The sequence below is a fragment of the Luteimonas suaedae genome (genome assembly GCF_008312895.1).
GTDB lineage: Bacteria > Pseudomonadota > Gammaproteobacteria > Xanthomonadales > Xanthomonadaceae > Luteimonas > Luteimonas suaedae.
This window is the reverse complement of sequence record NZ_VSSP01000003.1, coordinates 16,684-39,991: the sequence shown is the minus strand read 5'-3', so window position 1 is coordinate 39,991 and position 23,308 is coordinate 16,684. Positions and strand designations below refer to the sequence as shown.

General features: G+C 71.2%; 17 protein-coding genes. 10 read left to right on the top strand and 7 right to left on the bottom strand.

Features of this window, described 5'->3' with window-relative positions:
• Nucleotides 1–70: 70 nt before the first annotated feature.
• From FXO19_RS06355 to FXO19_RS06345, 3 genes are all read right to left on the bottom strand, one after another.
• Entirely contained in the window at nucleotides 71–2,341 is a 2,271-nt protein-coding gene (locus FXO19_RS06355; RefSeq protein ID WP_149194243.1) for a xanthine dehydrogenase family protein molybdopterin-binding subunit, read from the bottom strand.
• Between the two features lie 10 nt (nucleotides 2,342–2,351).
• On the bottom strand, nucleotides 2,352–2,819 hold the full coding sequence (locus FXO19_RS06350; RefSeq protein WP_149194242.1) for a (2Fe-2S)-binding protein: 468 nt from the start codon (nucleotides 2,817–2,819) through the stop codon (nucleotides 2,352–2,354).
• Between the two features lie 163 nt (nucleotides 2,820–2,982).
• Nucleotides 2,983–3,366 (bottom strand): c-type cytochrome, encoded by a 384-nt coding sequence (locus tag FXO19_RS06345; protein WP_149194241.1) that lies wholly within the window; start codon nucleotides 3,364–3,366, stop codon nucleotides 2,983–2,985.
• 274 nt (nucleotides 3,367–3,640) lie between these two features.
• On the opposite strand from FXO19_RS06345, the gene FXO19_RS06340 reads away from it, so the two are divergent.
• The 6 genes from FXO19_RS06340 to FXO19_RS06315 all read left to right on the top strand — a co-directional run bounded on the left by FXO19_RS06340 (nucleotide 3,641) and on the right by FXO19_RS06315 (nucleotide 13,910).
• The gene (locus tag FXO19_RS06340; protein ID WP_149194240.1) at nucleotides 3,641–4,360 is read left to right on the top strand and encodes a response regulator; all 720 of its coding nucleotides are present in this window, start codon (nucleotides 3,641–3,643) and stop codon (nucleotides 4,358–4,360) included.
• Nucleotides 4,357–5,766: an ATP-binding protein gene (locus FXO19_RS06335; RefSeq protein ID WP_149194239.1), complete on the top strand. Its 1,410-nt coding sequence runs from the start codon at nucleotides 4,357–4,359 to the stop codon at nucleotides 5,764–5,766. The genes FXO19_RS06340 and FXO19_RS06335 overlap by 4 nt, the downstream gene beginning before the upstream one ends.
• A gap of 100 nt (nucleotides 5,767–5,866) precedes the next feature.
• Nucleotides 5,867–6,979: a UDP-N-acetylglucosamine--N-acetylmuramyl-(pentapeptide) pyrophosphoryl-undecaprenol N-acetylglucosamine transferase gene (locus FXO19_RS06330; RefSeq protein ID WP_149194238.1), complete on the top strand. Its 1,113-nt coding sequence runs from the start codon at nucleotides 5,867–5,869 to the stop codon at nucleotides 6,977–6,979.
• Nucleotides 6,980–7,322: 343 nt separating this feature from the next.
• Nucleotides 7,323–8,954 carry a phytoene desaturase family protein gene (locus FXO19_RS06325; protein ID WP_149194237.1) on the top strand — a complete coding sequence of 544 codons (1,632 nt, stop codon included), beginning with the start codon at nucleotides 7,323–7,325 and terminating at the stop codon, nucleotides 8,952–8,954.
• Between the two features lie 533 nt (nucleotides 8,955–9,487).
• Complete coding sequence (glnE, locus tag FXO19_RS06320; protein ID WP_149194236.1) at nucleotides 9,488–12,295, top strand: bifunctional [glutamate--ammonia ligase]-adenylyl-L-tyrosine phosphorylase/[glutamate--ammonia-ligase] adenylyltransferase; 2,808 nt, start codon at nucleotides 9,488–9,490, stop codon at nucleotides 12,293–12,295.
• A gap of 310 nt (nucleotides 12,296–12,605) precedes the next feature.
• A complete protein-coding gene (locus FXO19_RS06315; protein WP_187775656.1) occupies nucleotides 12,606–13,910 on the top strand; it encodes an amidohydrolase family protein in 1,305 nt (434 codons plus the stop codon).
• A 565-nt stretch (nucleotides 13,911–14,475) separates the two neighbouring features.
• On the opposite strand, the gene FXO19_RS06310 is transcribed toward FXO19_RS06315, so the two are convergent.
• A complete protein-coding gene (locus FXO19_RS06310; protein ID WP_149194493.1) occupies nucleotides 14,476–15,420 on the bottom strand; it encodes a mitochondrial fission ELM1 family protein in 945 nt (314 codons plus the stop codon).
• Between the two features lie 149 nt (nucleotides 15,421–15,569).
• On the opposite strand from FXO19_RS06310, the gene FXO19_RS06305 reads away from it, so the two are divergent.
• From FXO19_RS06305 to FXO19_RS06295, 3 genes are all read left to right on the top strand, one after another.
• Nucleotides 15,570–16,157 carry a malonic semialdehyde reductase gene (locus FXO19_RS06305; protein WP_149194234.1) on the top strand — a complete coding sequence of 196 codons (588 nt, stop codon included), beginning with the start codon at nucleotides 15,570–15,572 and terminating at the stop codon, nucleotides 16,155–16,157.
• Nucleotides 16,158–16,245: 88 nt separating this feature from the next.
• Nucleotides 16,246–16,839: a YceI family protein gene (locus FXO19_RS06300; protein WP_149194233.1), complete on the top strand. Its 594-nt coding sequence runs from the start codon at nucleotides 16,246–16,248 to the stop codon at nucleotides 16,837–16,839.
• Nucleotides 16,840–17,189: 350 nt separating this feature from the next.
• Nucleotides 17,190–17,903, top strand: coding sequence for a pirin family protein (locus FXO19_RS06295; RefSeq protein ID WP_149194232.1), 714 nt, complete (start codon nucleotides 17,190–17,192; stop codon nucleotides 17,901–17,903).
• Between the two features lie 359 nt (nucleotides 17,904–18,262).
• Here the strand turns inward: FXO19_RS06295 and FXO19_RS06290 are convergent, their stop codons facing one another.
• Together FXO19_RS06290 and FXO19_RS06285 are read right to left on the bottom strand one after the other, a co-directional pair.
• On the bottom strand, nucleotides 18,263–19,639 hold the full coding sequence (locus tag FXO19_RS06290) for a leucyl aminopeptidase family protein (RefSeq protein WP_149194231.1): 1,377 nt from the start codon (nucleotides 19,637–19,639) through the stop codon (nucleotides 18,263–18,265).
• A complete protein-coding gene (locus tag FXO19_RS06285; protein WP_149194230.1) occupies nucleotides 19,636–20,361 on the bottom strand; it encodes an HAD family hydrolase in 726 nt (241 codons plus the stop codon). The genes FXO19_RS06290 and FXO19_RS06285 overlap by 4 nt, the downstream gene beginning before the upstream one ends.
• Nucleotides 20,362–20,877: 516 nt before the next feature.
• Here FXO19_RS06285 and FXO19_RS06280 point away from each other — a divergent pair.
• On the top strand, nucleotides 20,878–22,089 hold the full coding sequence (locus tag FXO19_RS06280; RefSeq protein WP_149194229.1) for a hypothetical protein: 1,212 nt from the start codon (nucleotides 20,878–20,880) through the stop codon (nucleotides 22,087–22,089).
• A gap of 7 nt (nucleotides 22,090–22,096) precedes the next feature.
• Here FXO19_RS06280 and FXO19_RS06275 read toward each other — a convergent pair whose 3' ends face one another.
• A complete protein-coding gene (locus tag FXO19_RS06275) occupies nucleotides 22,097–23,197 on the bottom strand; it encodes an AI-2E family transporter (RefSeq protein ID WP_255516325.1) in 1,101 nt (366 codons plus the stop codon).
• Between the last annotated feature and the right edge of the window lie 111 nt (nucleotides 23,198–23,308).

Sequence of the window (23,308 nt, the reverse complement as noted above, 5' to 3'; positions counted from 1 at the left end):
TCCCCCACTTGCGGGGGAGAGGGGACAAAGAGGCTCTCGTTTCTCACTCCTCGCCAGTCGTTTTTCGCTTTCACGCCAAATCATGCTGTTTCAGCGGCAACGTCCGGATCCGCTTGCCGGTCGCCGCGAAGATCGCGTTGAGCACGGCCGGCATCGCCACCGCGATGGTCGGCTCGCCGACGCCGCCCCAGAAGCCGCCGGACGGCACGATCACCGTTTCCACCGCCGGCATGTCCGCCATCAGCATCACCGGGTAGGTATCGAAGTTTTCCTGCACCATGCGCCCGCCGTCGACGACGCATTCGCCGAACAGGCCCGCGGAAAGCCCATAGACGAAGGAACCCTCCACCTGCCGCTCGACCTGGGCCGGATTGACCACGTGGCCGGGGTCGGTGGCGGCGACGATGCGGTGGATCTTGAGCTGGCCATCGGTGACCGAGACTTCCGCCGCCGCGGCGACGTAGCTGCCGAAACCCATGATCTGCGCCAGGCCGCGGTGCACGCCCGACGGCGGCGCGCTGTCCCAGCCGACTCGTTCGGCGACCGCGTCCAGCACCGCCAGGTGCTTGGGATGGTTCGCCATCAGCCTGCGGCGGAAGGCCAGCGGATCGACGCCGGCCGCATGCGCCAGCTCGTCCATGAAGCATTCGACGTAGATCGCGTTCTGGTTGAGGTTGACCCCGCGCCAGAAGCCGGGCGGCACCGCCGGGTTGCGCATCGCATGATCGATCAGCAGGTGCTCGACGTCGTAGGCGAAGCTGCCTTCCGGGTTGTCGAGGAACAGGCCCTGGAACACCACCGGGTCCATGCCGCCCTGCATGCCTTCGGGCCGCACCGCGGCCAGGATCGACTGGCCCGAGATGCGCATGTGCAGCGCGGCGAGGTTGCCGTCGTCGTCCAGCGCGCCGGTCAGCTTGCACTGCGTGGTCGGGTGATAGACGCCGTGCAGCATGTCCTCCTCGCGCGACCAGATCAGCTTCACCGGCGTGCCCGGGACCTGCCTGGCGATGCGCACCGCCTGCTGCACGTAGTCCTGGAAGCCGCGCCGGCCGAAGCCGCCGCCCAGGTGCAGCTTGTACACCTCGCAGCGTTCCACCGGCAGCTCGGCGGCCTCGGCCGCCGCCGCCAGGCTGGCCTCGCCGTTCTGCGTCGGCACCCACACCTCGCACTTCTCCGGCGTGTACAGCGCCGTCGCGTTCATCGGTTCCATGGTCACGTGGTGCTGGTAGGGAACGGCGTAGGTCGCGGTGACGGTCTTGCCGGCGTGCGCGGCCAGCGTGGCGCGTGCATCGCCCGCCTGGGTGCCGACGAAGGCGTCGTCGGCGTCCAGGCCCTCGGCCAGCATGTCGGCGATCGTCGCACTGGTCAGCGCCCGGTTCGGGCCTTCGTCCCAGACCACGGGAAGCGCGTCGAGCGCGGTCTTGGCGCGCCACCAGGTATCGGCCACCACCGCGACCGCGGTGTCGTCCACCCGGACCACGTGGCGGACGCCCGGCATTCCGGCAACCGCCGCGGCGTCGAAGCTTTCGAGTTTGCCGCCGAAGTACGGGCAGGCGCGGACGGCGGCGTTGAGCATGCCCGGCAGTTGCACGTCGGTGCCGTAGACCTGCTTGCCGGTGAGCTTGTCGGCCGTGTCCAGCCGCGGCAGCGGCTTGCCGGCGATGGTCCAGTCCTGCGGATCCTTGAGCGGGATATCGGTGGGCGGTGTCAGCTGCGCGGCGGCCGTCGCCACCTTGCCGTAGGTCGTGCTGCGGCCGCTGGCGCCGTGGGTGATCACGCCCTTGGCCACGGTGCATTCGCCGGCCGGCACGCCCCATGCGTTCGCGGCGGCGGCGATCAGCATCTCGCGCGCAGCGGCGCCGCCCTGGCGCATGTAGTCGTGCGATTCGCGCACGCCGCGGCTGCCGCCGGTGGAGAAGTTGCCCCAGACGCGGTCGCGCGCCACGCTCTGGCCGGGCGTGGGGTATTCGGTGGTCACGTTCGCCCAGTCGCATTCGAGCTCCTCGGCGACCAGCTGCGCCAGGCCGGTCAGCGTGCCCTGGCCCATCTCGGAGCGGGCGACGCGGACCACCACGGTCTCGTCCGGCTGGATCACGACCCAGGCGTTGACCTCGCGCGCCGCCGCGCCGGGCTCCGCCGCCGCCGCGCTGCCGATCAGGGGCAGGTGGAATCCGAGCGACAGGCCGCCGAGCGCGGTGGCCGAACCGATCAGGAAGCGGCGGCGCGAGAGGCTGACGCCGGCGGGCCTGCCGTCGTTGAGCCTGATGTCGTCGAGCCTGCCGTCGTTGTGCTTGCGGCGGTCGCGGGCGGCGCCGCGGGACTTGGTGTCGGTGATCGTCATGTTCGTCTCCTCAACCCTGCGCCGGCTGGCCGCCGCCGGCAGCGCGCTTGATCGCGGCGCGGACCCGGTTGTACGTGCCGCAGCGGCAGATGTTGGTCATCTCCGCGTCGATGTCGGCATCGCTCGGGTTCGGGTTCTGCGCCAGCAGGCTCGCCGCGGCCATGATCATGCCGGTCTGGCAATAGCCGCACTGCGGCACGTCGAGCGCCAGCCAGGCCTGCTGCACCGGGTGCGAACCGTCGGGCGACAGGCCCTCGATGGTGACGATCCGCTGTTCCGGGTCGACGGCGTCCACCGGCAGCGCGCAGGCGCGTACCGGCATGTCGTCGATGTGGACGGTGCAGGCGCCGCACTGGGCGATGCCGCAGCCGTACTTGGCGCCGGTCAGGCCGAGCTGCTCCCGGAGCACCCAGAGCAGCGGGGTGCCGGGATCGGCGTCGACATCGTGGGTCGTGCCATTGACGTTAAGTCGGGCCATGCTGGGCTCCTTGGTGTTGGATTCCGTTGTTCCCCTTCTCCAAAAGGGGTCCGCATCTTCCCCCTTTGAAAAAAGGGGGATCGAGGGGGATTTGCTCTGGCTTTGGCTTCGTCGGGCGCCGGGCAAATCCCCCCTGCCCCTTTTTTCAAAGGGGGAAAGAGCATCATTCCGCCGCGGGCCGATCCTGCAGGAACGCGATGATGGCCTGCCGCTGTGTCGCGTCCGGCAGCGCGAACATCATGCTGGTGCCCGGCACCCGCTGGCGCGGATTGGCCAGGTAGGCATCCAGCGTTTCGGCATCCCAGACGATGCCGGACTCGCGCATCGCATCCGTGTAGCGAGCGCCTTCGACGCTGCCGGCGGCGCGCCCGACCACGTCGGCCAGGTGCGGACCGATGCGGTTCTGGGCAGGATCGAGGGCATGGCAGGCGGCGCAGCGCGTGCGGTAGAGCTGTTCGCCGTCGGCGGCGGCGTCCTGCGCGCGGGCAGTGCCTGCCAGCGCCAGCAGCGGCAGCAGGGCGAGTACGGGGGGGAGGGCGCGGTGCATGGGGTCTCCTGTCTGGGGTCACCTGTGGTCGATCCTACGCGCTGCCGGCCGGCCGCGCCTCGTGCTTGGGTCGCGGTGCCCGTCGCATGCATGCCGTACGGTCTGATCGCCTTCCGCGACAACGCTGTGCCCATCGACGCAGCGAGTCATCGCAAGATGTCGCGTCGGCGGCCGGTGACATACTTTGATACAGACCGGCCGGGGACATCGTCCACGATGTGATCCGCGTCCGGCGGCCACCGCGGCCGTTTCCCGCGTGATGATGGAGCGCCCCATGGAGACCGCACCGCACATCGCCATCGTCGACGACCACCGCGACATCCGCAATCTGGTGGGGAAGTACCTCGACCGGCACGGTTACCGCATCAGCACCGCGGAAAGCGCCGTGGCCCTGCGCCGGCTGCTCGAACGCAGCGCGCCGGACCTGATCATCCTCGACGTGATGATGCCCGGTGAGGACGGCCTCAGCCTGTGCCGCCACCTGCGCGGCAGCACCGACATCCCGGTCATCTTCCTCACCGCCATGGCCGAGGACCTGGACCGCATCATCGGCCTGGAGCTGGGCGCCGACGACTACCTCACCAAGCCGTTCAATCCGCGCGAGCTCCTGGCCCGCATCAAGGCGGTGCTGCGACGGGTCAACAGCCTGCCGCCGCAGCGCAGCCGGGTGAAGGCGAAGGCGCTGCGCTTCGATCGCTGGGAACTCAACGTCGGGCGCCGGGAACTGCTCGGCGCCGACGGCGTCGCGGTACCGCTGAGCACGGCGGAATTCCGCCTGCTCGGCGCCTTCCTCGACCATGCGGGACTGGTGCTCAGCCGCGACCAGCTGCTCGAACTCACCGTCGGCCGCGCAGCCGACTGTTTCGATCGCAGCATCGACAACCAGGTGAGCCGGCTGCGCAAGAAGATCGAGGCCGATCCGCGCAACCCGGCGCTGATCAAGACCCATTGGGGCGGCGGCTACAGCTTCACTGCCGAGGTCGAGCGGGCATGAGGCGCATCTGGCGACGCAGCCTGGCGGCGCGCTTCATCGCGTTCCTGCTGCTGGCGCTCGCGCTGTCGCAGGCGATCGGATTCCTGATCTCCTGGGACGAGCGCGGGCACGCGCTGCGCGCGGCGGCCAAGAACGAATTCTTCAGCCGCACCGCCTCGCTCGCCCTGTTGCTGGAGACCACGCCCCCCGCGCTGCGGGACGAGATCCTGCAGGTGAGCGGCACCGCCTATACGCGGTTCTGGACCACGCCGCGGGAGCCGACGGACGCCACGGCCTGGCGCGACGACGCCTGGGTGCACCTGGCGACGCCGCTGCCCAGCCTCAAACCCGCCAAGGACGACGCCGGCAGCGTCGCGCCCATCGCCACCGCCAGCGCCGCCACCCCCGGCGGGGCCGCGCTGCAATGGACGGCGCTGTCCTCGCACGCCTGGCCGCTGTCGCGGCCGGCCCGGTTCGTCTATCTCGGCGAGGCGAAAGGCATGGGCCTGGCGGTGCGCCTGGACGACGGCAGCTGGCTCAATGCCGCGTACGCCAAGTCCATTCCCAACGGCGCGTGGACGCGGCAGTCGATCCTGTCGCTGCTGATCACCGCGCTCGCGCTGTCGGTCATCGCGATCCTGGCGGCGCGCGGCATCACGCGGCCGATGCGGCGCCTGGCGGCGGCCGCGGAACTGCTCGGCCGCGGCGAGTCGGTGCCGCCGCTGCCCGAGTCCGGTCCCGACGACATCCGCCACACCGCCGAGGCCTTCAATCGCATGCAGGCGCGGCTGCAGCGCTTCGTCGACGACCGCACCCGCATGCTCGCCGCGATCGGCCACGACCTGCGCACGCCGCTGACCTCGCTGCGGTTGCGTGCCGAGTTCGTGTCCGATCCGGAAGTGCAGGAGAAGATGCTCGCCACCATCGAGGAGATCCAGACCATGACCGAGGCCGCGCTCGCCTTCGCGCGCGAGGAAGCCACGGTCGAGACGACCCGCACGGTGGATCTGTCGGCGCTGGTCGAGAGCCTCTGCGACGACCTTGCGGAGCTCGGCCAGCAGGTGCGCTTCCTCGGCGGGCCGAAGCTGCACTACCGCTGCCGCCCGGACGCGCTGCGGCGCGCGATCCGCAACCTGGTCGAGAACGCCGTGCGCTATGGCGAGCGCGCGCGGGTGCGCGTGGTACGGGCCGGCGAAGGCGTGGACATCGTCATCGACGACGACGGCCCCGGCATTCCGCAGGCGGCCATGGACCAGGTGTTCGAGCCGTTCTTCCGCATGGAGCACTCGCGCAACCGCGAAACGGGCGGCGTTGGCCTGGGCCTGTCGATCGCCCGCACCATCGCCCGCCACCACGGCGGCGACGTCGTGTTGCGCAACGGTGACCGGGGCATGCGGGCGCTGATCAGCCTGCCCTTGGCCGGATGAAGGAGAGCGAGGAGTGCGTGGCGCTTTTCACTCGTTCTCACTCCTCTTCACTCGTTTCTCGCTTTCGCTATAGTCGCGGCTCTTTTTTCGGATCGCCACGATGCAGCGTCCGGCGCCTCCCGCCACCACCATCGCCCTCGCCGCCGGCGGCACCGGCGGGCACCTGTTTCCGGCCGAGGCGCTGGCGCGCGAGCTGCTTGCGCGCGGCCATGGGGCGGTGATCTACACCGAGCGCCGCGGCGCCGCGTACACGCAGGCGCTCGAGGGCCTGCCACACGTGGTGCTGCCGGCGCGCAGCCTGGCCGGCGGGATCGGCGGCAAGCTGGCGGCAATGGCGACGATCACCCGCGCCGCCTGGCAGGCGCGCGGCGACCTGAAGCGCCGTGGCGCCGCGCTGATGGTCGGCTTCGGCGGCTATCCCAGCTTCGCCCCGGCGCTGGCGGCCAAGAGCCTCGGCCTGCCGCTGCTGTTGCACGAGCAGGCCACGCGCCTGAGCCTGGCCAACCGCCAGCTGTTGCGTTTAGCCGATGGCCTGGCGACCTCGTTCCCGACGATCGCCGGCGCCGACGGCTTCGATGCCGCGCGCATCGTCGAGACCGGCAATCCGGTGCGGCGCGCGATCCTCGATGCGCGCGCGCCGTATCCCGCCATCGCGCCCGACACGCCGCTGCGGCTGCTGGTGGTCGGCGGCAGCCAGAGTGCGCGGGTGTTCGGCGAGGTGGTGCCGCCGGCGTTGCTGCGGCTTCCGGAAGCGGTGCGCCGGCACGTCAAGCTCGCGTTGCAATACAAGGGCGAGGATGCGGACGCGATCGTCGCGCGGTTGCGCGAAGCCGACGTCGATGCCGAGATCCGTCCGTTCTTCGACGACATGGGCGCGCGCCTGCGCGATGCGCATCTGGTGATCGCGCGCGCCGGCGCGACCACCGCCGCCGACCTGCTCGTGGTCGGGCGCCCGGGAATCTTCGTGCCGATTCCGCACGGCGGCTCGCGCGAGGAACAGCGCCGCAACGCCGAGACGCTGGCGCAGGCCGGCGTCGGCTGGTGCGTGCCGGAGCCGGAGCTGACGGCGGAGTCGCTGTCGGCGCTGCTGGCGGACCTGTTCGCCTCGCCGACGGCGCTGCCGCAGGCCGCCGCCGCGGCCGCCGCGCTGGGCCGGCCGCAGGCGGCGGCGCGCCTGGCCGACGCGGTCGAGCGCATGTTGCGCACGTCCTGAACCGGCGCCATCGGCCGGCCCGGGTCCGCCGCACTTCGGTGGCGACGCGCGTGGTTTCGCGCAACGGCTCGGCAAAAAAACGCGGCCAGCGTAACCGTAGGAGCGCGCCATGCGCGCGATACCGCGGGCGCCGGCAGGATCCGGCGGATGCCGCGATTCCGGACCGGCAGGCGCGCCGGTCATCGGAGTCGCCGGCGGCGATGCACCCGCGGTATCGCGCGCATGGCGCGCTCCTACGGACGGGTGGTTCGCCGTTGCTTGTGGTCTGACTTGCCGGATGGCCGGCTTTCGGGCGCAATGGCGGCTCGACACGCGGTGGTGGACGCCATCACCCGGGAGCGGCATGACGGGCAACGACAGCGACATCCTGATCATCGGCGGCGGCCACAACGGCCTGGTCTGCGCCGCGTACCTGGCGGCCGCCGGCCTGCGGGTGACGGTGCTGGAGCGGCGCGGGATCGTCGGCGGCGCCGCGGTGACCGAGGCGTTCCATCCCGGCTTCCGCAATTCCACCGCCAGCTACACCGTCAGCCTCCTCAATCCGGCGGTGATCCGCGACCTGCGCCTGGCCGAGCACGGCCTGCGCATGGTCGAGCGCCCGTACGCCAACTTCCTGCCGCTGCCCGACGGGCGCGCATTCCGGCTCGGCGGCGAACACACGCAGGCCGAGGTGGCGCGCTGGTCGCGCCGCGACGCCGAGCGCCTGCCGGCCTACACCGCGATGCTTGATCGCGTGGTCGCGGTGCTGCGCGAACTGATGCTGCGCACGCCGCCGAACGTCTCCGACCGCTTCGTGCTCGCCGACTGGTTGGCGTCGTACGCGACCGCCAAACAGCTGCGGCGGCTGGACCTGCGCGGCCGCCGCGACCTGCTCGACCTGTTCACCAAGTCCGCCGGCGACCTGCTCGACGGCTGGTTCGAGTCCGAACCGCTGAAGGCGGCGCTGGGCTGGGACTCGATCGTCGGCAACTTCGCCAGTCCGTACACGCCCGGTTCGGCCTACGTGCTGCTGCACCACGTGTTCGGCGAGGTCAACGGCAAGTCCGGTGCCTGGGGCCATGCCGTCGGCGGCATGGGCGCGATCACGCAGGCGATGGCGGCCGAGTGCGAGGCCCGCGGCGTGCGCATCGAGACCGGCGCCGAGGTCGCGCAGGTGCTGGTCGAACCCGCCGCCAGCGGCCGCGGCCGCGCGGTCGGGGTCGCGCTCGCCGACGGCCGCGAACTGCGCGCCAAGACCGTGGTCTCCAACCTCAACCCGAAGCTGCTGTACCAGCGCCTGGTGCCGCGCGCGCAGCTCGACGACGACACCGCGCAACGCATCGCCGGCTACCGCTGCGGCTCGGGCACCTTCCGCATGAACGTGGCGCTGGCCGAACTGCCGGACTTCAGCGCCGCGCCGGGGAAACAACTGCAGCCGCACCACCAGAGCGGCATCCTGATCGGCCCGTCGCTGGGCTATTTCGAGCAGGCGTACTTCGACGCCAAGTCGAAGGCGCACAACGCCGGCTGGTCGCGCGCGCCGGTGGTGGAACTGGTGATCTCCTCGACCCTCGACGACTCGCTCGCCCCGCCGGGGCAACATGTCGCCAGCCTGTTCTGCCAGCACGTGCATCCGGACGTTGACGGCGGCTGGGACACGCACCGCGACACCGTGGCCGAACTGATGCTCGACACCGTCGACGCCGTCGCGCCCAACTTCAGGCGCAGCGTGCTCGGCTACCGGGCGCTGTCGCCGCTGGACCTGGAACGCGAATTCGGCCTGGTCGGCGGCGACATCTTCCACGGCGCGCTCGGGCTCGACCAGTTGTTCTCGGCGCGGCCGCTGCTGGGGCAGGGCGACTACCGCGGCGCGCTGGACGGCCTGTACCTGTGCGGTTCCGGCACCCATCCCGGCGGCGGCGTCACCGGCCTGCCCGGCCGCAACGCCGCGCGCGAGATCCTGCGCGACCTGCGCCGCGGCCCGCGGCCAGATTGAAGGGAAGTTCGGCGACGCCGCCGTCAGTCATCGGCACCTGCCTGGCCTGGTATCGGCGCTGAGCGCACGAGAACGCCTGAACAGCGATTGTCGCGGATGCACTGAAACCGATTTCAGGATATGCGTGCACGGCGGGCGTTCTTGTACTTGGAAGTATCGTTTTGCACTGCAGCGTGCAAGTTGCATAACACTTCATTCACGATTGCCCTGCACCCGACGTGGGGGAGGGAGCAAAGCCCGCGACCGGTTTTCCGGTTGCGGGCTTTTTTATGCGCGCCATGCGCGCGATGCCGGTCCTGCCGCAGTATCCGGTGGATCGCGCCCGTCGGCTCGAGCCGGTAAGCACGCCGGTGATCAGAGGTCTCCGGCGGCGAAGCGCCCGCGGCATCGCGCGCATGGCGCGCTCCTACGACGGAGGCGGCGGGAGGCGTGCGGACCTCGGAACCCACGAAGAACTTCTTCAAGGGATGACGCACGTCCAGACTGCGGGATCCGACGGTCGGGCGTCCCGCACGGAATGCCACAATCGCCACATGGACCACCACGCATGCCTGGAGACGATCGTGCAACGCGCATCGTCGCGCCTGCGCGACGCGCTCGGCGACGATGCCGGCGCGCTCGATGCGGATGGCGCGGCCGGCAGATTGCGGCAGATCGCGGTCGCCAGCGACTTCGCCATCGACACCCTGGCGCGGCAGCCCGGCCTGGTCCCGCGCCTGCTCGGCGACGATGGCGCCGAGCCGCTGCCGCCACCCGCCCTGCACCAAGACAACCGCGCCGAATGGCCGCGACTGCTGCGCCGCTACCGGGCCGCCGAATCCACGCGGCTGATCTGGCGTGACGTGCTCGGGCTCGACGATGTCGATGCCACCCTGGCCGGCACCACCCGCCTGGCCGATGCCTGCCTGCAGACGGCGCTGACCGCGCTCGAGGCCGAATTCGTCCAGCGCCACGGCAGCGTGCGCGACGCCGACGGCGACGTGGTGCGGCTGGTGGTGTTCGGGCTCGGCAAGCTCGGCGGCGAGGAGCTCAACTTCAGCTCCGACGTCGACCTCGTCTATGGCTACGCCCGCAACGGCGAAAGCGACGGCGCGCGCCCGCTGGCGGCCGAGCAGTACTTCGCCCGTCTCGGCCAGGCGCTGGCGAAATTGCTCGACGAGGTCACCGCCGACGGGTTCTGCCACCGCGTCGACCTGCGCCTGCGCCCGTTCGGCGGTGCCGGGCGCGTTGCCCTGAGCTTCGCGGCGATGGAGCACTACTTCCAGCGTGAAGGCCGCGACTGGGAGCGCTACGCCTGGCAGAAGGCGCGGGTGGTCGCCGGCGACTCCGCGGCCGGGGCGCGGCTGATCGACACGCTGCGGCCGTTCGTCTATCGCCGCTACCTCGATTACGGCGCGCTCGACGGCCTGCGCGACATGAAGGCGGCGATCGCCGCCGAGGTCGCGCGCAAGGCGCACGAAGGCGACATCAAGCGGGGCGCCGGCGGCATCCGCGAGATCGAGTTCCTGGCCCAGGTGCTGCAGCTGATTCGTGGCGGCCGCGAGCCGGCGCTGCGCGAACGCCGCCTGCAGCCGGCATTGCGCGCGTTGCGCGACGCGCGCCAGATCCCGCCCGAGAGCGCCGAGGCGCTGGTCGCGGCCTACCGTTTCCTGCGCCGGCTGGAAAACCGGCTGCAGATGCTGCGCGACGCGCAGACCCATGTATTGCCGGCCGATCCGCTCGAGCGCGCGCGCATCGCCGCCGGCCTCGGCTATGCCGATTGGGAGGCGTTGCTGGAAGTGCTCGGCGGCCATCGCGCCCGCGTGGCGCAGGAGTTCGAGGCGCTGCTCGCCCAGCGCCGGCAGCAGCCGGCCGTCGACAGCGACATCGCCGGCTACTGGCGCGCGCTGCCCGACGACGGCGATGCGGCGGTGCTGGTTGCCGCCGGGTTCGCGGACATGGAAGCCGACGCCGTCGATGCCACGCTGCGCGATTTCGTACGCTCGCCGAACGTGCGCGAGCTGGCGGACGGCGCGCGCGCGCGGCTGGACCGGGTGATGCCGGTGCTGCTGCAGGCCAGCGCGCCCGCCGACCGGCCGCTGCTGGCGGTGCGCCGGCTGCTGGCGCTGGTGCAGAACATCCTGCGCCGGACCAGCTATCTCGCCCTGCTCGACGAACAGCCGCAGGCGCTGGCGCGACTGATCGACCTGGTCACCCGCAGCGCCTTCCTGGCCGAGCGGGTGGCTGCGCATCCGCTGCTGCTCGACGAGCTGCTCGATGCCCGCGCCGAGGGGCCGCTGCCCTCGCGCGCGCAGCTCGCCGCCGCCTGCCGCGCGGCGCTCAAGCGCGGCGACCTGGAAGCCGCCCTGTTCGCGCTCAACGAGACCCGGCAGACGCTGAGCTTCCGCATCGCCCTGGCCACGCTCGACAACCGCCAGCAGGCGCAGGACAGCGCGCGGCAACTGGCGTGGCTGGCCGACGCCACGGTCGCGGTGGTGCTGGAACTGGCGCAGCGCGAGATGCGCGCCGCGCATGGCGCGATCGATGGCGCGCGCTTCGCCGTGCTCGGCTACGGCAGCCTCGGCGGCGAAGAACTCGGCATCGGCTCCGACCTCGACCTGGTGTTCCTCTACGACGCCCCGGCCGATGCGCAGTCCAACGGCGCGCGTGCGCTCGACGCCACCCGCTGGTTCGCGCGGCTGGCGCAGAAGGTCGTCGCCCTGCTCGGAACCGCCACCGGCGCCGGCCAGCTGTACGAGGTCGACATCCGTCTGCGCCCGGACGGCGCCAGCGGCCTGCTGGTGTCGTCGCTGGCCAGCTACGGCGAGTACCAGCGCACGCGTGCCTGGACCTGGGAGCACCAGGCCTTGGTGCGTGCGCGCTGCGTCGCCGGTGACGACAGCCTGTGCGCCGACTTCGAGCGCGTGCGCGAGCGTGCGCTGGCGCGCCCGCGCGATGCCGGCAAGCTGCGCGACGACATCGCCGGCATGCGCGCGAAGATGCGCGCCGAACTCGACCGCAGCGGCAAGGCCGGCTTCGATCTCAAGCAGGGCGAGGGCGGTCTGGTGGATCTCGAGTTCCTGCTGCAGTACCTGGTGCTGCGCAAGGCGCATGCACATCCGGCGCTGCTTCGCCCGCGCGCCACGCCGGCGCTGCTGGAGGCGCTGCGCGAAGCCGGCCTGGTCGATGCCGGCACGGCCGACGCCTTGACCCGCGCCCATGCCACCCTGCTCGCGCTCGGCCTGGGGCGCACCCTCGACCGCCGCCCGCGGCTGGTGCCGGATTCGGAGCCCATGGCCGCCGCGCGCGCCGCGATCCGCTCCGCCTGGCAGCAACTCGGCCTGCCGGCACGGGGGGAATGACCTGATCCGGGCCGCAACTCCCGCGCGGCCGGCGGGATTCGGCGCGCACATCCGCACGGGCCATGGAGCGCCTGATCGCCCGGCCGCTTGCATCGCAGTCGATCGGCTGGGTAGGGTCGAGGCTCCGCCCCACCGGAGCATGCTGATGCGGTCGTTGCCGGAAACCTCCCTAGCTCTTTGCCGATTTCCTCGCTGGTTCGCCGGGCTGGCGCTCGCCGCGCTCTGCGCATGCACGCCGTCGGGGCCAGCCCCCGAGGCGGAGGCGCAAGGTGCGCCTGCAGCCGAGCCGGCAGATGGTTCGGCTACCTCCATGGTCGCCTTCACCGGCGTCAACGTGCTGCCGATGGACCGCGAGGTCGTGCTCGAGGACCACACCGTGATCGTCGAGGACGACCGCATCACCGCGGTCGGGCCGGCGGACGAGGTGGAGATTCCCGAGGGCGCGCAGCGCATCGACGGCGCCGGGCGCTGGCTGATGCCCGGCCTGGCCGAGATGCACGGCCACGTACCGGGGCCGGACGATCCCGGCTATGCGGAGGACGTGCTGTTCCTGTACGTCTCCAACGGCGTGACCACGGTGCGCAACATGGCCGGGCATGCCTATCACCTGGAGCTGCGCGAGCGCCTCGCCGATGGCGATCTGCTCGGGCCGACGTTGTTCACGGCCAGCCCGTGGCTCAACCCGGACAAGGCGGGCACGTCGGAAGCGGCGGAGCAGGCGGTGCGGGAATACGAGGCGGCGGGGTTCGACCTGGTCAAGCTCGGCAACGTTCCGCCGGAGGCCTACGGACCGATGGCCGAGACCGCGCACGCGATCGGCATGCCGTTCGGCGGGCACATCCCGGACGGCGTCGGACTGGGCCGCGCGCTGGAAGCGCGGCAGACCTCGATCGACCATCTCGACCGCTATGCCGAGTTCCTGGTGCCGGATGATGCCGACACCGGCGGCGGCGATCCCGGGTTCTTCGGTAGCGGCTGGGCCGGCCTGATCGACACCGATCGCATTCCCGAGGCCGTGCGGCGCACCCTGGAGGCGGGCACCTGGAACGTGCCGACGCTGAGCCTCGTCGAGCATCTGGCGTCGCCCGAATCGCCGGAGGCGATGATCGCCTGGCCCGAAATGCGCTACATGCCGCAGGAGGTACGCGACAGTTGGGTGCGTTCCAAGCACGAGTTCGCGGCGCGCGAGGATTTCCAGCCGGAAGCGGCGCAGCGGCTCGTCGAGGTGCGGCGGCAGCTGCTCAAGGCCCTGCACGACGGCGGCGCGCCGATCGCGCTCGGCTCGGACGCGCCGCAGTTCTTCAACGTGCCCGGCTTCTCGATCCATCACGAGATGGAAATGATGGTGGCCGCGGGTCTCACGCCGTACGAGGTGCTGGTCACCGGTACGCGCAATCCCGCGGCCTACTTCGGCACGCCCGATGCGTTCGGTACGGTCGAGCCCGGCCGTCGCGCCGACCTGATCCTGCTCGAGGCCAATCCGTTGGAGGACGTGGCCAACGTGCAGCGCCGCGTCGGCGTGATGGTGCGCGGGCAGTGGCTGCCGGAGGAGATGATCCAGGCGCGACTGGAGGAGATCGCCGCGGAGATCGTTGCGGATGTCACGGGGCCGTAGCGCGGCCCTTCCTGTCTGTGGCTGCCCCTGGGGTTTTCCCCACTGCGCAGCGGCGCGACGGCTGCTTGGTGGTCGCACGGATGTAACGAAATGCCGACGGAGCCACGTCCCCGTAGGAGCGCGCCGTGGGCGCGATACCGCGGGAGCCGGCAGGATCCAGTGGTGCCGCGATTCCGGACCGGCAACCACGCCGGTCATCGGCGTCGTCGGCGGCGATGTGCCCGCGGCATCGCGCGCATGGCGCGCTCCTACGACCGGATCGCCGCCGCCGTAGGAGCGTCCCATGGGCGCGATACCGCGGGTATCGGCAGGATCCGGCGGATGCCGTGATTCCGGACCGGCAACCACGCCGGTCATCGGAGTCGGCGGCGGCGATGTGCCCGCGGGCATTGCGCGCGGCGCGCTCCTACGACCGGATCGCCGCCGCCGTAGGAGCGCCCCATGGGCGCGATACCGCGGGTATCGGCAGGATCCGGCGGATGCCGCGATTCCGGACCGGCAACCATGCCGGTCATCGGAGTCGTCGGCGGCGATGTGCCCGCGGCATCGCGCGCGTGGCGCGCTCCTACGGGAGGGCCAAGCGCGATCGCACTTCGGCGGCGACGCGCGCGGTCTCGCGCAGCGGTTCCGCTTTGAACGACGCGAGCGAGGCGTCCATCGCGCGGATGCGGCCGCGCGCCAGCAGCGTGTCGAGGAATCGCCGCGGCCGGCCGCTGACGCGCGCCGGATCGGGCACGAACACCGGCGCGCGCGTGGCACAGGCCTCGGAGATCATGTTGACCGAATCGGGCGAGCAGACGATGCGGTCGGCCCAGGCCAGCAGCCCGGGGTACGGGTTCGGCCCGTCGTCGCCACCGAGCCAGGCGATACCGGGCGTGTTCGCATAGCGGCCGCGCAGCGCATCGCGCAGCTCCGGCGGCGTGCGCCGCGAAGCGGTCAGCAACACGCTGCCGCCGTCGCGCGCCAGCGCGGCGTCCAGCCGTGAGGCCAGCGCCTCGAAGCTGGTGCGGTCGAAGCGCGCGTGCCGGCTGCTGCCGCCGAGCAGCAGCGCGGTGCGCGGGCGCGGCAGGTCGGCGAAGGCGGCGAACTCGGTGCGTGCCCGCGCCAGCCAGGCGTCGTCGACCGGATGCAGGCTGCCGAGCAGGGTGACGACATTATCCCCGCGCAGTCCATCGTGCTCGGGCACCACCACCAGGTCCCAGTGCGCCGGATCGAGCCGCGGATCGAGAATCTGCACCGTCCTCGCGCCGTGGGCGCGCAACAGCCGCGTCGCCAGCGCCGCCTGGCGGCCGCAGCCGACGGCGAGCGTGGGCGGCGCCGACAGGGCCGCGGCAAAGTCGCCGCCGAACGCACCCTCGCTGCCCGGCAGCCGCCGCGGCGCGGCCCAGCGCCACGGCGCGCGCGGCGCCAGCCGCCAGTCGCGCACGGCGGCCGGCGCCAGCGCACGCGCCAGCGCCTCGGCCTGGCGCAGGTTCCCGGCACGGCCGTCGCTCACCGCCCAGCATTGCATCGACGGCAACGATGGCGCGGGTGCGGCGGCGGTTCGTTCCACGAATGTGACCATCCGTTCCGGGATCCAGGGTGCGGCTTGATCGGCGGAACTCTACACTGCGGGTCGACTTCACGAGCGGCCAAGCCGCGCCAGGAGAGAATTTCCCGATGTCCGATGTCCTCGACGCCCAAGCCCTCGACCGCCTCTTCCGTAGTGCGCGGACCTACAACCGGTTCTCGGGCGAGGTGAGCGACGACACCCTCCATCAGCTCTACGACCTGCTGAAGTGGGGACCGACCAGCGCCAACCAGTCGCCGGCGCGCTTCGTCTTCGTGCGGTCCGCCGAAGCCAAGGCGAAACTGGAGCCGGCGCTGGACGAGGGCAACCGCAAGAAGACCATGGCCGCGCCGGTGGTGGTGATCGTCGGCTACGACCTCGACTTCCACGAGAAGCTGCCGTACCTGTTCCCGCATACCGATGCCAAGAGCTGGTTCGAGGGCCCGCGCGAGAACCGCCGCGACCACGCCTTCCGCAACGGCTCGCTGCAGGGCGCCTACCTGATCCTCGCCGCGCGCGCGCTCGGCCTCGACACCGGGCCGATGACCGGGTTCGACGCCGCCAAGGTCGACGAGGCCTTTTTCAAGGGCACCGCGATCCGCTCCAACTTCCTCGTCAACCTCGGCAAGGGCGACCCGGCCAGCATCTTCGGGCGCTCGCCGCGGCTGTCGTTCGACGAGGCCTGCCGCATCGCGTGATCCGCGTCGGCGGTCCAGATCCTCTAGCGGCTGTCACGGCAGCCGTTCACCTTCCACCGGTCGAACCTCGAAACGGAGCAACCCAGCCATGAAGATCGTCCCCCTCAAGCACGCTCTGCTCGCCGTCGCCCTGTCGCTGGCTGCCGCCCCGGCCCTCGCCGCGCCGGTGACCTACCAGATCGATCCCAACCACACCGACGTGGTGGCGCAGTGGAATCACCTCGGCTTCTCCAACCCCATCATCCACTTCGGAGATGTCGACGGCGCCATCGTCTACGACGCCGATGACGTGTCCGCCTCCAGCGTCGAGGTCACCCTGCCCCTGTCCGGGCTGAACTCGCATGTGGAGAAGTTCGACCAGCACCTGCGCAGCGACGACTTCTTCGACGCCGCCAACCATCCCGAAGCCACCTTCCGCAGCACCGCGGTCGAATCGGCGGGCGAGGGCAAGCTCAAGGTCACCGGCGATCTCACCATCAAGGGCATCAGCAAGCCGGTGGTGCTCGATGTCACCCTCAACGAGATGGGCCCGCATCCGATGACCAAGCGCGAGGCGATCGGCTTCGACGCCACCACCACCGTCAAGCGCACCGATTTCGACCTCGGCATGCACGCGCCGCACGTCGGCGACGAGGTGCAGCTGCGGATCACCACCGAGGCTTCGGTGGCCGCGGCCGAGTAGGCGCGGCGCCGCGCATCGGGACGGCGACTCGATTCCCGGCCCGGTGCGTTGGCGGCGATTGGAGCCGTCGTCGCTTCGCCGTACCCTCATCCGCCCTTCGGGCACCTTCTCCCAAAGGGAGAAGGGAAAAGCCCCTCTCCCTTTGGGAGAGGGGTTGGGGTGAGGGTACGGCGAAGCGGCAGTGGGCGCGGAACATGACGGCCGATCCACGCCGATGGATTTATTCCGGACCGCAGCGCGCTTGCGCCACGATGACGGGTTTCGGGTACCGGCGGCATTCGCCGCGCCGATGACGCAGCCGTCGCATCGATTCATCCACCGTAAGGCCACTCGAACTTATCTATCCGATCATGCCGATTCTCCGTTCCGCCAGCGCACGCGGCCACGTCGAGGCCGGATGGCTCGACAGCCACCACACGTTCTCCTTCGGCCACTACCACGATCCGGAGTGGATGGGCTGGGGGCCGTTGCGGGTCATCAACGAGGACCGGGTGGCGCCCCGTTCCGGATTTCCGTCGCACGGCCACGCCAACATGGAGATCCTCAGCTACGTGCTGTCGGGCGCGCTCGCGCATCGCGACGACAGCGGCGGCGAGGGCGTGCTGCGTCCGGGCGAGTTGCAGTGGATGAGCGCCGGCACCGGCATCGAGCACAGCGAGTTCAACGCCTCCGACAGCGAGCCGGTGCATTTCCTGCAGATCTGGATCCAGCCCGACCGGCTCAACGTGCCGCCGGACTATGCGCAGCGGGCGTTCGATCCCGCCGTACGCCGTAGCCGCTGGGCGGTGCTCGCCTCGCCCGACGGCGCCGACGGCAGCCTCGCCATCCGCCAGCAGGCCTGGCTGCGTGGCGTGCAGCTGGGCGCCGGCGAGTCGGTGACCTGGACGCTCGACCCCGCACGCCGCTACTGGCTGCACCTGGCGCAGGGCAGGGCCGAGGTCGACGGCCAGGGCTTAGAGGCCGGCGACGCGCTCGGCATCGTCGGCACGCCCGGCGAGCTGCGCATCGCCGGAACCGCTGGCGACCCCCTCGCCGACGTGCTGCTGTTCGACCTGCCGGCCTGACGCGTCACACGCGTAGGCGCCCCTGCCACCCGTAGGAGCGCGCCATGCGCGCGATACCCGCGCAGTTGGACGTGCAGTGATCTGTCACCACGCCGGCATCGCGCCTATGAGGCGCTCCTACACCCACGTAGGAGCGCGCCATGCGCGCGAGACCCGCGCGGTTGGACGTGTAGCGATCTGTCGCCACGCCGGCATCGCGCCTATGAGGCGCTCCTACATCCACGTAGGAGCGCGCCATGCGCGCGATACCCGCGCAGTTGGACGTGCAGCGATCTGTCGCCGCGCCGGCATCACGCCTATGAGGCGCTCCTGCGAACGGCAGGCGGTGCGCATCCTGGCAGCCGCGCGAGAACCGCCGCTCAGCCGTAGCGCTGCTTCAACATCGCCCAGGCCGCGCGCAGGCCCTGCGCCTCGCCGCCGGCGGGGCGGCCGGGACGGTCATTGTCGTTCCACGCGAACACGTCGACGTGCGCCCAGGTCCGGCCCGCGGGCACGAAGCGCTCGAGATACAATGCCGCGGTGATCGAGCCGGCCATGCGCGACCCGGCGTTGGCCAGGTCGGCGATGCGGCTGGTCAGGTAGCGCAGGTACGGGCGCCACAGCGGCATCCGCCACAGCGGATCGCGCTGCTGCAGGCCGGCCTCCAGCCAGGCGTCGGCCAGCGCATCGTCGTTGCTGTACAGCGCCGGCAGGTCCGGGCCGAGCGCGATGCGCGCCGCGCCGGTAAGCGTGGCGAAGTCGATCAGCAGGTCCGGGTCCTGCTCGCCGGCATAGGCCAGCGCATCGCCCAGCACCACCCGCCCCTCGGCGTCGGTGTTGTCGATCTCCACACTGATGCCCTTGCGCGTGGCGATCACCTCGCCGGGGCGGTAGGCGTCGGGGCCGAGCGCGTTTTCCACCGCCGGGATCAGCAGCGTCAGGCGCACCGGCAGCTTGCGCGCCATCACCAGTCCGGCCAGCGCCAGCGCGTGCGCGGCGCCGCCCATGTCCTTCTTCATGTTGCGCATGCCCTCGGCCGGCTTCACGTCCAGGCCGCCGGTGTCGAAGCACACGCCCTTGCCGACCAGCGCCAGATGGGGGGCCGCGGCGTCGCCCCACTGCAGCTGCAGCAGCCGCGGCGCACGGTGCGAGGCGCGGCCGACGGCGTGGATCGCCGGGAAGTTCCGCGCCAGCAGCGCATCGCCGACGATGCTCTCGAACTGCGCACCGTGCGCCTGTGCGATCTCGCGCGTCGCGGTTTCCAGCTCCTCCGGGCCCATGTGCTCGGTCGGGGTGTTGACCAGGTCGCGCACGCGGCAGCAGGCGGCAAGGATGTCGAAGCGTTCCGCGTCCGATTCGGCCACGGCCAGCCGCGCCGGTTCCCGCGGCGCCTGCTTGTAGCGGTCGAAGCGGTAGCTGCCCAGGCCCCAGCCGAGCAGCAGCGCCGCGTGCGCATCGGCGTCCAACGTGTCCGCCAGCCGCCAGTCGCCCGCCGGCAGCGCCATCGGCGCGTGCGCGTAGGCGAACGGATCGAGCCGGTCGCCGATGCCGAGCGCGGCGCCGGCGACGTCACCGTCCTCGCCCGGCAGCAGCAGCACGCTGCCCGGCGGCGCGTCCCAGCCCTGCGCCTGCAGCCAGCGCGTGGTCGCCGCGCCCTGGCGCTCGCACCAGGCGGGCAGAGCGTCGCGATCGAGCAGGTGCAGCGCGCGCGGCTGCGCGGCGGCGTCGGGCGAAACGAATCCGGTCGGCAAGTTCATGCGGCGTCGGTCCTGTCGTGGTCGTGGGCGGCCTGCGCGTCCAACCAGTCGGCCAGCGCGGCGAGGGTGTCGAACTGCAGGTCGGGAGTGATCTCGGGATGCGCCCAGGTGCGGCCTTCGCGATTGATCCAGCAGCTGCGCAGCCCGGCGCGCGCGGCGCCGGCGACGTCCATCTCGATGTGGTCGCCGACGTGCAGCACGTCGCCGTGGGCGCAGTCCAGGCGCGCGCAGGCGGCATGGAAGATGCACGGCGACGGCTTGGCCTTGCCATGGTCGCGCGAGGTCAGCCGGAACGCGAAATGCTCCGACAGTCCGATGCGTTCCAGGTCGGCGTTGCCGTTGGTCAGCGCCGCCACCGGCACCCGCGCGGCGATGCGCCGCAGCGCGTCGATGCTGTCGGGATAGCACTCCACCTGGTTGCGCGCGGCGTAGAACACCTCCCATGCCGGTTCGGCCAGCGCCGCGTCGTCGCCGCTCTCGCGCAGCGCCCGCTCCAGGGTCATGCGCCGCAGCGCGGTGAGGTCGTGCAGCAGGTGCGCGTTCTCGTCGAACACGCGCTCGCGCAGCGCCCGCATCGCCTCGGCGGGAAAGCGCGCGGCGGTGCGCGGCGCATGCGCGTGCAGCCAGTCGTCGAGCACCTGCTCGATGCGCGCGGCGATCGGCGCGAACGGCCACACGGTGTCGTCGAGATCGAGGGTGATGGCGCGGACGGGGAAACTCACGCGACCATTGTATCGCCCCCGGGGCGCGGGCTCGTCGCGACTTCCCGGTGGCGGCATGCCACCACCACTCCCACAGTGGAATGCGGCGGATCGAATCCTTGTGGGAGCGATGGAAGTCGCGCCCGGGATATTCGAATAGAGCAGGTGCATCCGGATGCGCCGCCCGTAGGAGCGCGCCATGCGCGCGATGCCGCGGGTGCCGCAGGATCCGGTGGATGCCGCATTCTGGACCGGCAGGCGCGCCGGTCGCCGGAATTCGCGGACGGCGAAATGCCCGCGGCATCGCGCGCATGGCGCGCTCCTACGGTGAGGGAGAGGGCGCATGCCGGAGGCTTCCGTCGCTACCGCGACCGGTTCTGCCGCCGCCGGCGGATCTCGGGCGGGGCGGCAGCGGCACGCGGACGCTCAGGCTGCTGCGACGATCCGTGGCCGCCGGGCATCCACGTATGTCAGGGGCCGGCATGCCGGCCGGGCCGCGCTTTTTCCTCTCCCGCATTCGCCGATTCGAGGTGTTCGATGCATCTTTTACGCCTGTTCGCGCTGTTCCTGGCGCTGGCTTCCACGCTCTCCGCCGCGACTTGGGCGGCGACGCCAAGGGCAGCCGATTCCCCGGCGCGGGTGGTGATCCTGGGCGTCGATCACGCCGTGCAGCTCGTGGCCAAGGAGGACCAGCCCGGGATGCTGGCGGCGTTCATCGAGCGCGTGGCGCCGGATGCGGTCTGCATCGAGCGGCCACCGGAACAGTACGCGCGCAACGACCATTACGAGTTCACCTACGAGATCCAGGACATCGTGCTGCCATATGCACGCGAACACGGCATCGAGGTCTGTCCGTTCGACTGGATCCCGTCGCACGAGGACCAGATGCTCGGCTGGGGGCTGGACCTGTCGACACCGCCCGAAGTGCGGGCGCCGGAGGGCTTTCATGGTTTTCTCTCGTTTCCCCAGCCGGACAAACTGCGTCGCACGCTGTTCGCAGCCGACGATCGCGGGACGCTGACGGAGGCCGATGCCTGGATCCGCGGCTGGCCGCAACGCATGTCGCGCGATCTGCCGCGGCGCATGTTCCTCTACCGCACGTTCATGCAGGCGCGCCGGATCGCGGCGGCCGCGAAGGCGCGCCCGGGGCAGACAGTGCTGGTCGTGGTCGGAGAATTCCACAAGCACGACATCGAGGCGATCCTTTCCGACGATCCTGCGATCAGCCTCGTGCAGCCCTCCCGCTATGGCGCGCCGGCGCCCGAGGCCGTCGAACGCCTGACCACGCGCCGGCACCGGATCGCGGTCGCCAGTTTCAACCTGCTCGGGACGCAGGCATCCACGGGCAATGTCGACTGGGACTGGCTGGCGACGGTGTTGGCCGCGCTCGAAACCGAGCGGCGCGACGCGGAGACGGACCTGCTGCGAACGCGCTACGACCTGCTGACCGGTGAGATCGACGCCGGCGCCGCGATCGAGCGCTATCGCGCAATCGCGGCCGACGACGCGGCACGGCGGATGCCGACCTGGGATGGCGTGCTGGATCGCAGCCGCGTGGATTCGTACTTCGACCCGTTCGGCAATCTGCGTATCGACCAGCGTGCCCGGGTCGAGCTGGCGCGCGAACTCTACCGCCTTGGCGAGACCGCCGAGGCGGGCCAATCGCCAGCGGCGCTGGGCCGCGAACTCACGCCGCGCAAGGCACGTCAACTGGAGGCCTATTGGCAGCGCGAACTGAAGCCGCGGTAGCCGCAGGTCACTCCAGCAGCCGCGCCCAGCCCTCGAAGCCCCCGATCCGCGACAGCACCAGCTTGATGCAGACCAGCAGCGGCACCGCCAGCAGCAACCCGACGATACCCCACAGGAACCCGAACAGCATCAGCGTCAGGATCAGCACCAGTGGCGACAGCGCCATGCGTCGGCCGAGCACGATCGGCGTGATCAGTTGGCCTTCCAGTGTCTGCAGCGCGATGTATGCGATCACCGGCAGCAACGACGGCCCCACCTCGTCCCAGGTCACGAACCCCATCAGCAGCATCAGCACCGCGCCGATCGCCGGGCCCACGTACGGCGCGAAGTTGAGCAGCGCGGTGATCGTGCCCCACAGCAGCGCTTCCTGCAGGCCGATGCCCAGCCACACCAGCACGCCGGCCACGGCGGCGCCGAGCAGGGTGTTGATCAGGACGATGGTCAGCACGTAGCGCGAGATCTCCGCCTCGATCGACTGCAGGATCCCCACCGTCAGCCGCTTCTGGTGCCGGTGCGGCAGCAGCGCGATCGCGTGCCGCTGCAGGCTCTCGCCGTACACCATGAAGAAGAACGTCAGCAGCACCACCGCCAGCACCGCGCCCAGCAATCGAGGCGTGGCCGACAGCCGCTCCCACGGATCGTTCTCGCGCACGGTCACCATCTGCACGCGATGCGCCTGGTCGCCGTCGGCGGCCTGGGCGAAGGAACGCGCCGCCTCGTTGGCGCGCTGCATCGGCCGCGCCATCTGCTGCAGCTTCGGCGTGAGCAGCTGCAACTCCTTCGGCACCTGCTGCATCCACTCGCTGGCCGGGACCACCAGCTGGCGGCCGAGCAGGAAGGTGGCGGCGATGCCGATCGTGAGCACCAGCAGCGCGCCGACGAAGCGCGGGATCCACACCCGCCGCAGCGCGCGCAGGATCGGGTTGCCGACCAGGGCGAAGAACATCGCCAGCAAGACCGGCACCACCACCGCCTGCGCGGCCCACAACGTGTAGACGGTGGCGAGCATCGCCAGCACCACGACCGACGCCGGCGCGCGCGGCCGCGGCGGTGCCGGTGGCAGCGGCGGTTGCTCGTCCGGGGCGGGTGGCACCTGCGGCGTGCTCAATTCGGCTTGCTCAAGTTGGCGTGCCCCAGGTTGGCCTGCTCAAGGGGACGTGTGCCATCCGGCATGTTCGAACCGGTCGGCCCGGATGCATGCGCCGGCCCGGTCGTCACG

What these genes read in the sequence shown, in the direction of transcription:
- FXO19_RS06340 (WP_149194240.1), top strand. Translation starts at nt 3,641, where the DNA reads ATGGAGACCGCACCGCACATCGCCATCGTCGACGACCACCGCGACATC.
- FXO19_RS06290 (WP_149194231.1), bottom strand. Translation starts at nt 19,639, where the DNA reads ATGAACTTGCCGACCGGATTCGTTTCGCCCGACGCCGCCGCGCAGCCG.
- FXO19_RS06350 (WP_149194242.1), bottom strand. Translation starts at nt 2,819, where the DNA reads ATGGCCCGACTTAACGTCAATGGCACGACCCACGATGTCGACGCCGAT.
- FXO19_RS06280 (WP_149194229.1), top strand. Translation starts at nt 20,878, where the DNA reads ATGCATCTTTTACGCCTGTTCGCGCTGTTCCTGGCGCTGGCTTCCACG.
- FXO19_RS06295 (WP_149194232.1), top strand. Translation starts at nt 17,190, where the DNA reads ATGCCGATTCTCCGTTCCGCCAGCGCACGCGGCCACGTCGAGGCCGGA.
- FXO19_RS06335 (WP_149194239.1), top strand. Translation starts at nt 4,357, where the DNA reads ATGAGGCGCATCTGGCGACGCAGCCTGGCGGCGCGCTTCATCGCGTTC.
- FXO19_RS06305 (WP_149194234.1), top strand. Translation starts at nt 15,570, where the DNA reads ATGTCCGATGTCCTCGACGCCCAAGCCCTCGACCGCCTCTTCCGTAGT.
- glnE (WP_149194236.1), top strand. Translation starts at nt 9,488, where the DNA reads ATGGACCACCACGCATGCCTGGAGACGATCGTGCAACGCGCATCGTCG.
- FXO19_RS06325 (WP_149194237.1), top strand. Translation starts at nt 7,323, where the DNA reads ATGACGGGCAACGACAGCGACATCCTGATCATCGGCGGCGGCCACAAC.
- FXO19_RS06310 (WP_149194493.1), bottom strand. Translation starts at nt 15,420, where the DNA reads ATGCAATGCTGGGCGGTGAGCGACGGCCGTGCCGGGAACCTGCGCCAG.
- FXO19_RS06315 (WP_187775656.1), top strand. Translation starts at nt 12,606, where the DNA reads ATGGTCGCCTTCACCGGCGTCAACGTGCTGCCGATGGACCGCGAGGTC.
- FXO19_RS06330 (WP_149194238.1), top strand. Translation starts at nt 5,867, where the DNA reads ATGCAGCGTCCGGCGCCTCCCGCCACCACCATCGCCCTCGCCGCCGGC.
- FXO19_RS06300 (WP_149194233.1), top strand. Translation starts at nt 16,246, where the DNA reads ATGAAGATCGTCCCCCTCAAGCACGCTCTGCTCGCCGTCGCCCTGTCG.
- FXO19_RS06345 (WP_149194241.1), bottom strand. Translation starts at nt 3,366, where the DNA reads ATGCACCGCGCCCTCCCCCCCGTACTCGCCCTGCTGCCGCTGCTGGCG.
- FXO19_RS06355 (WP_149194243.1), bottom strand. Translation starts at nt 2,341, where the DNA reads ATGACGATCACCGACACCAAGTCCCGCGGCGCCGCCCGCGACCGCCGC.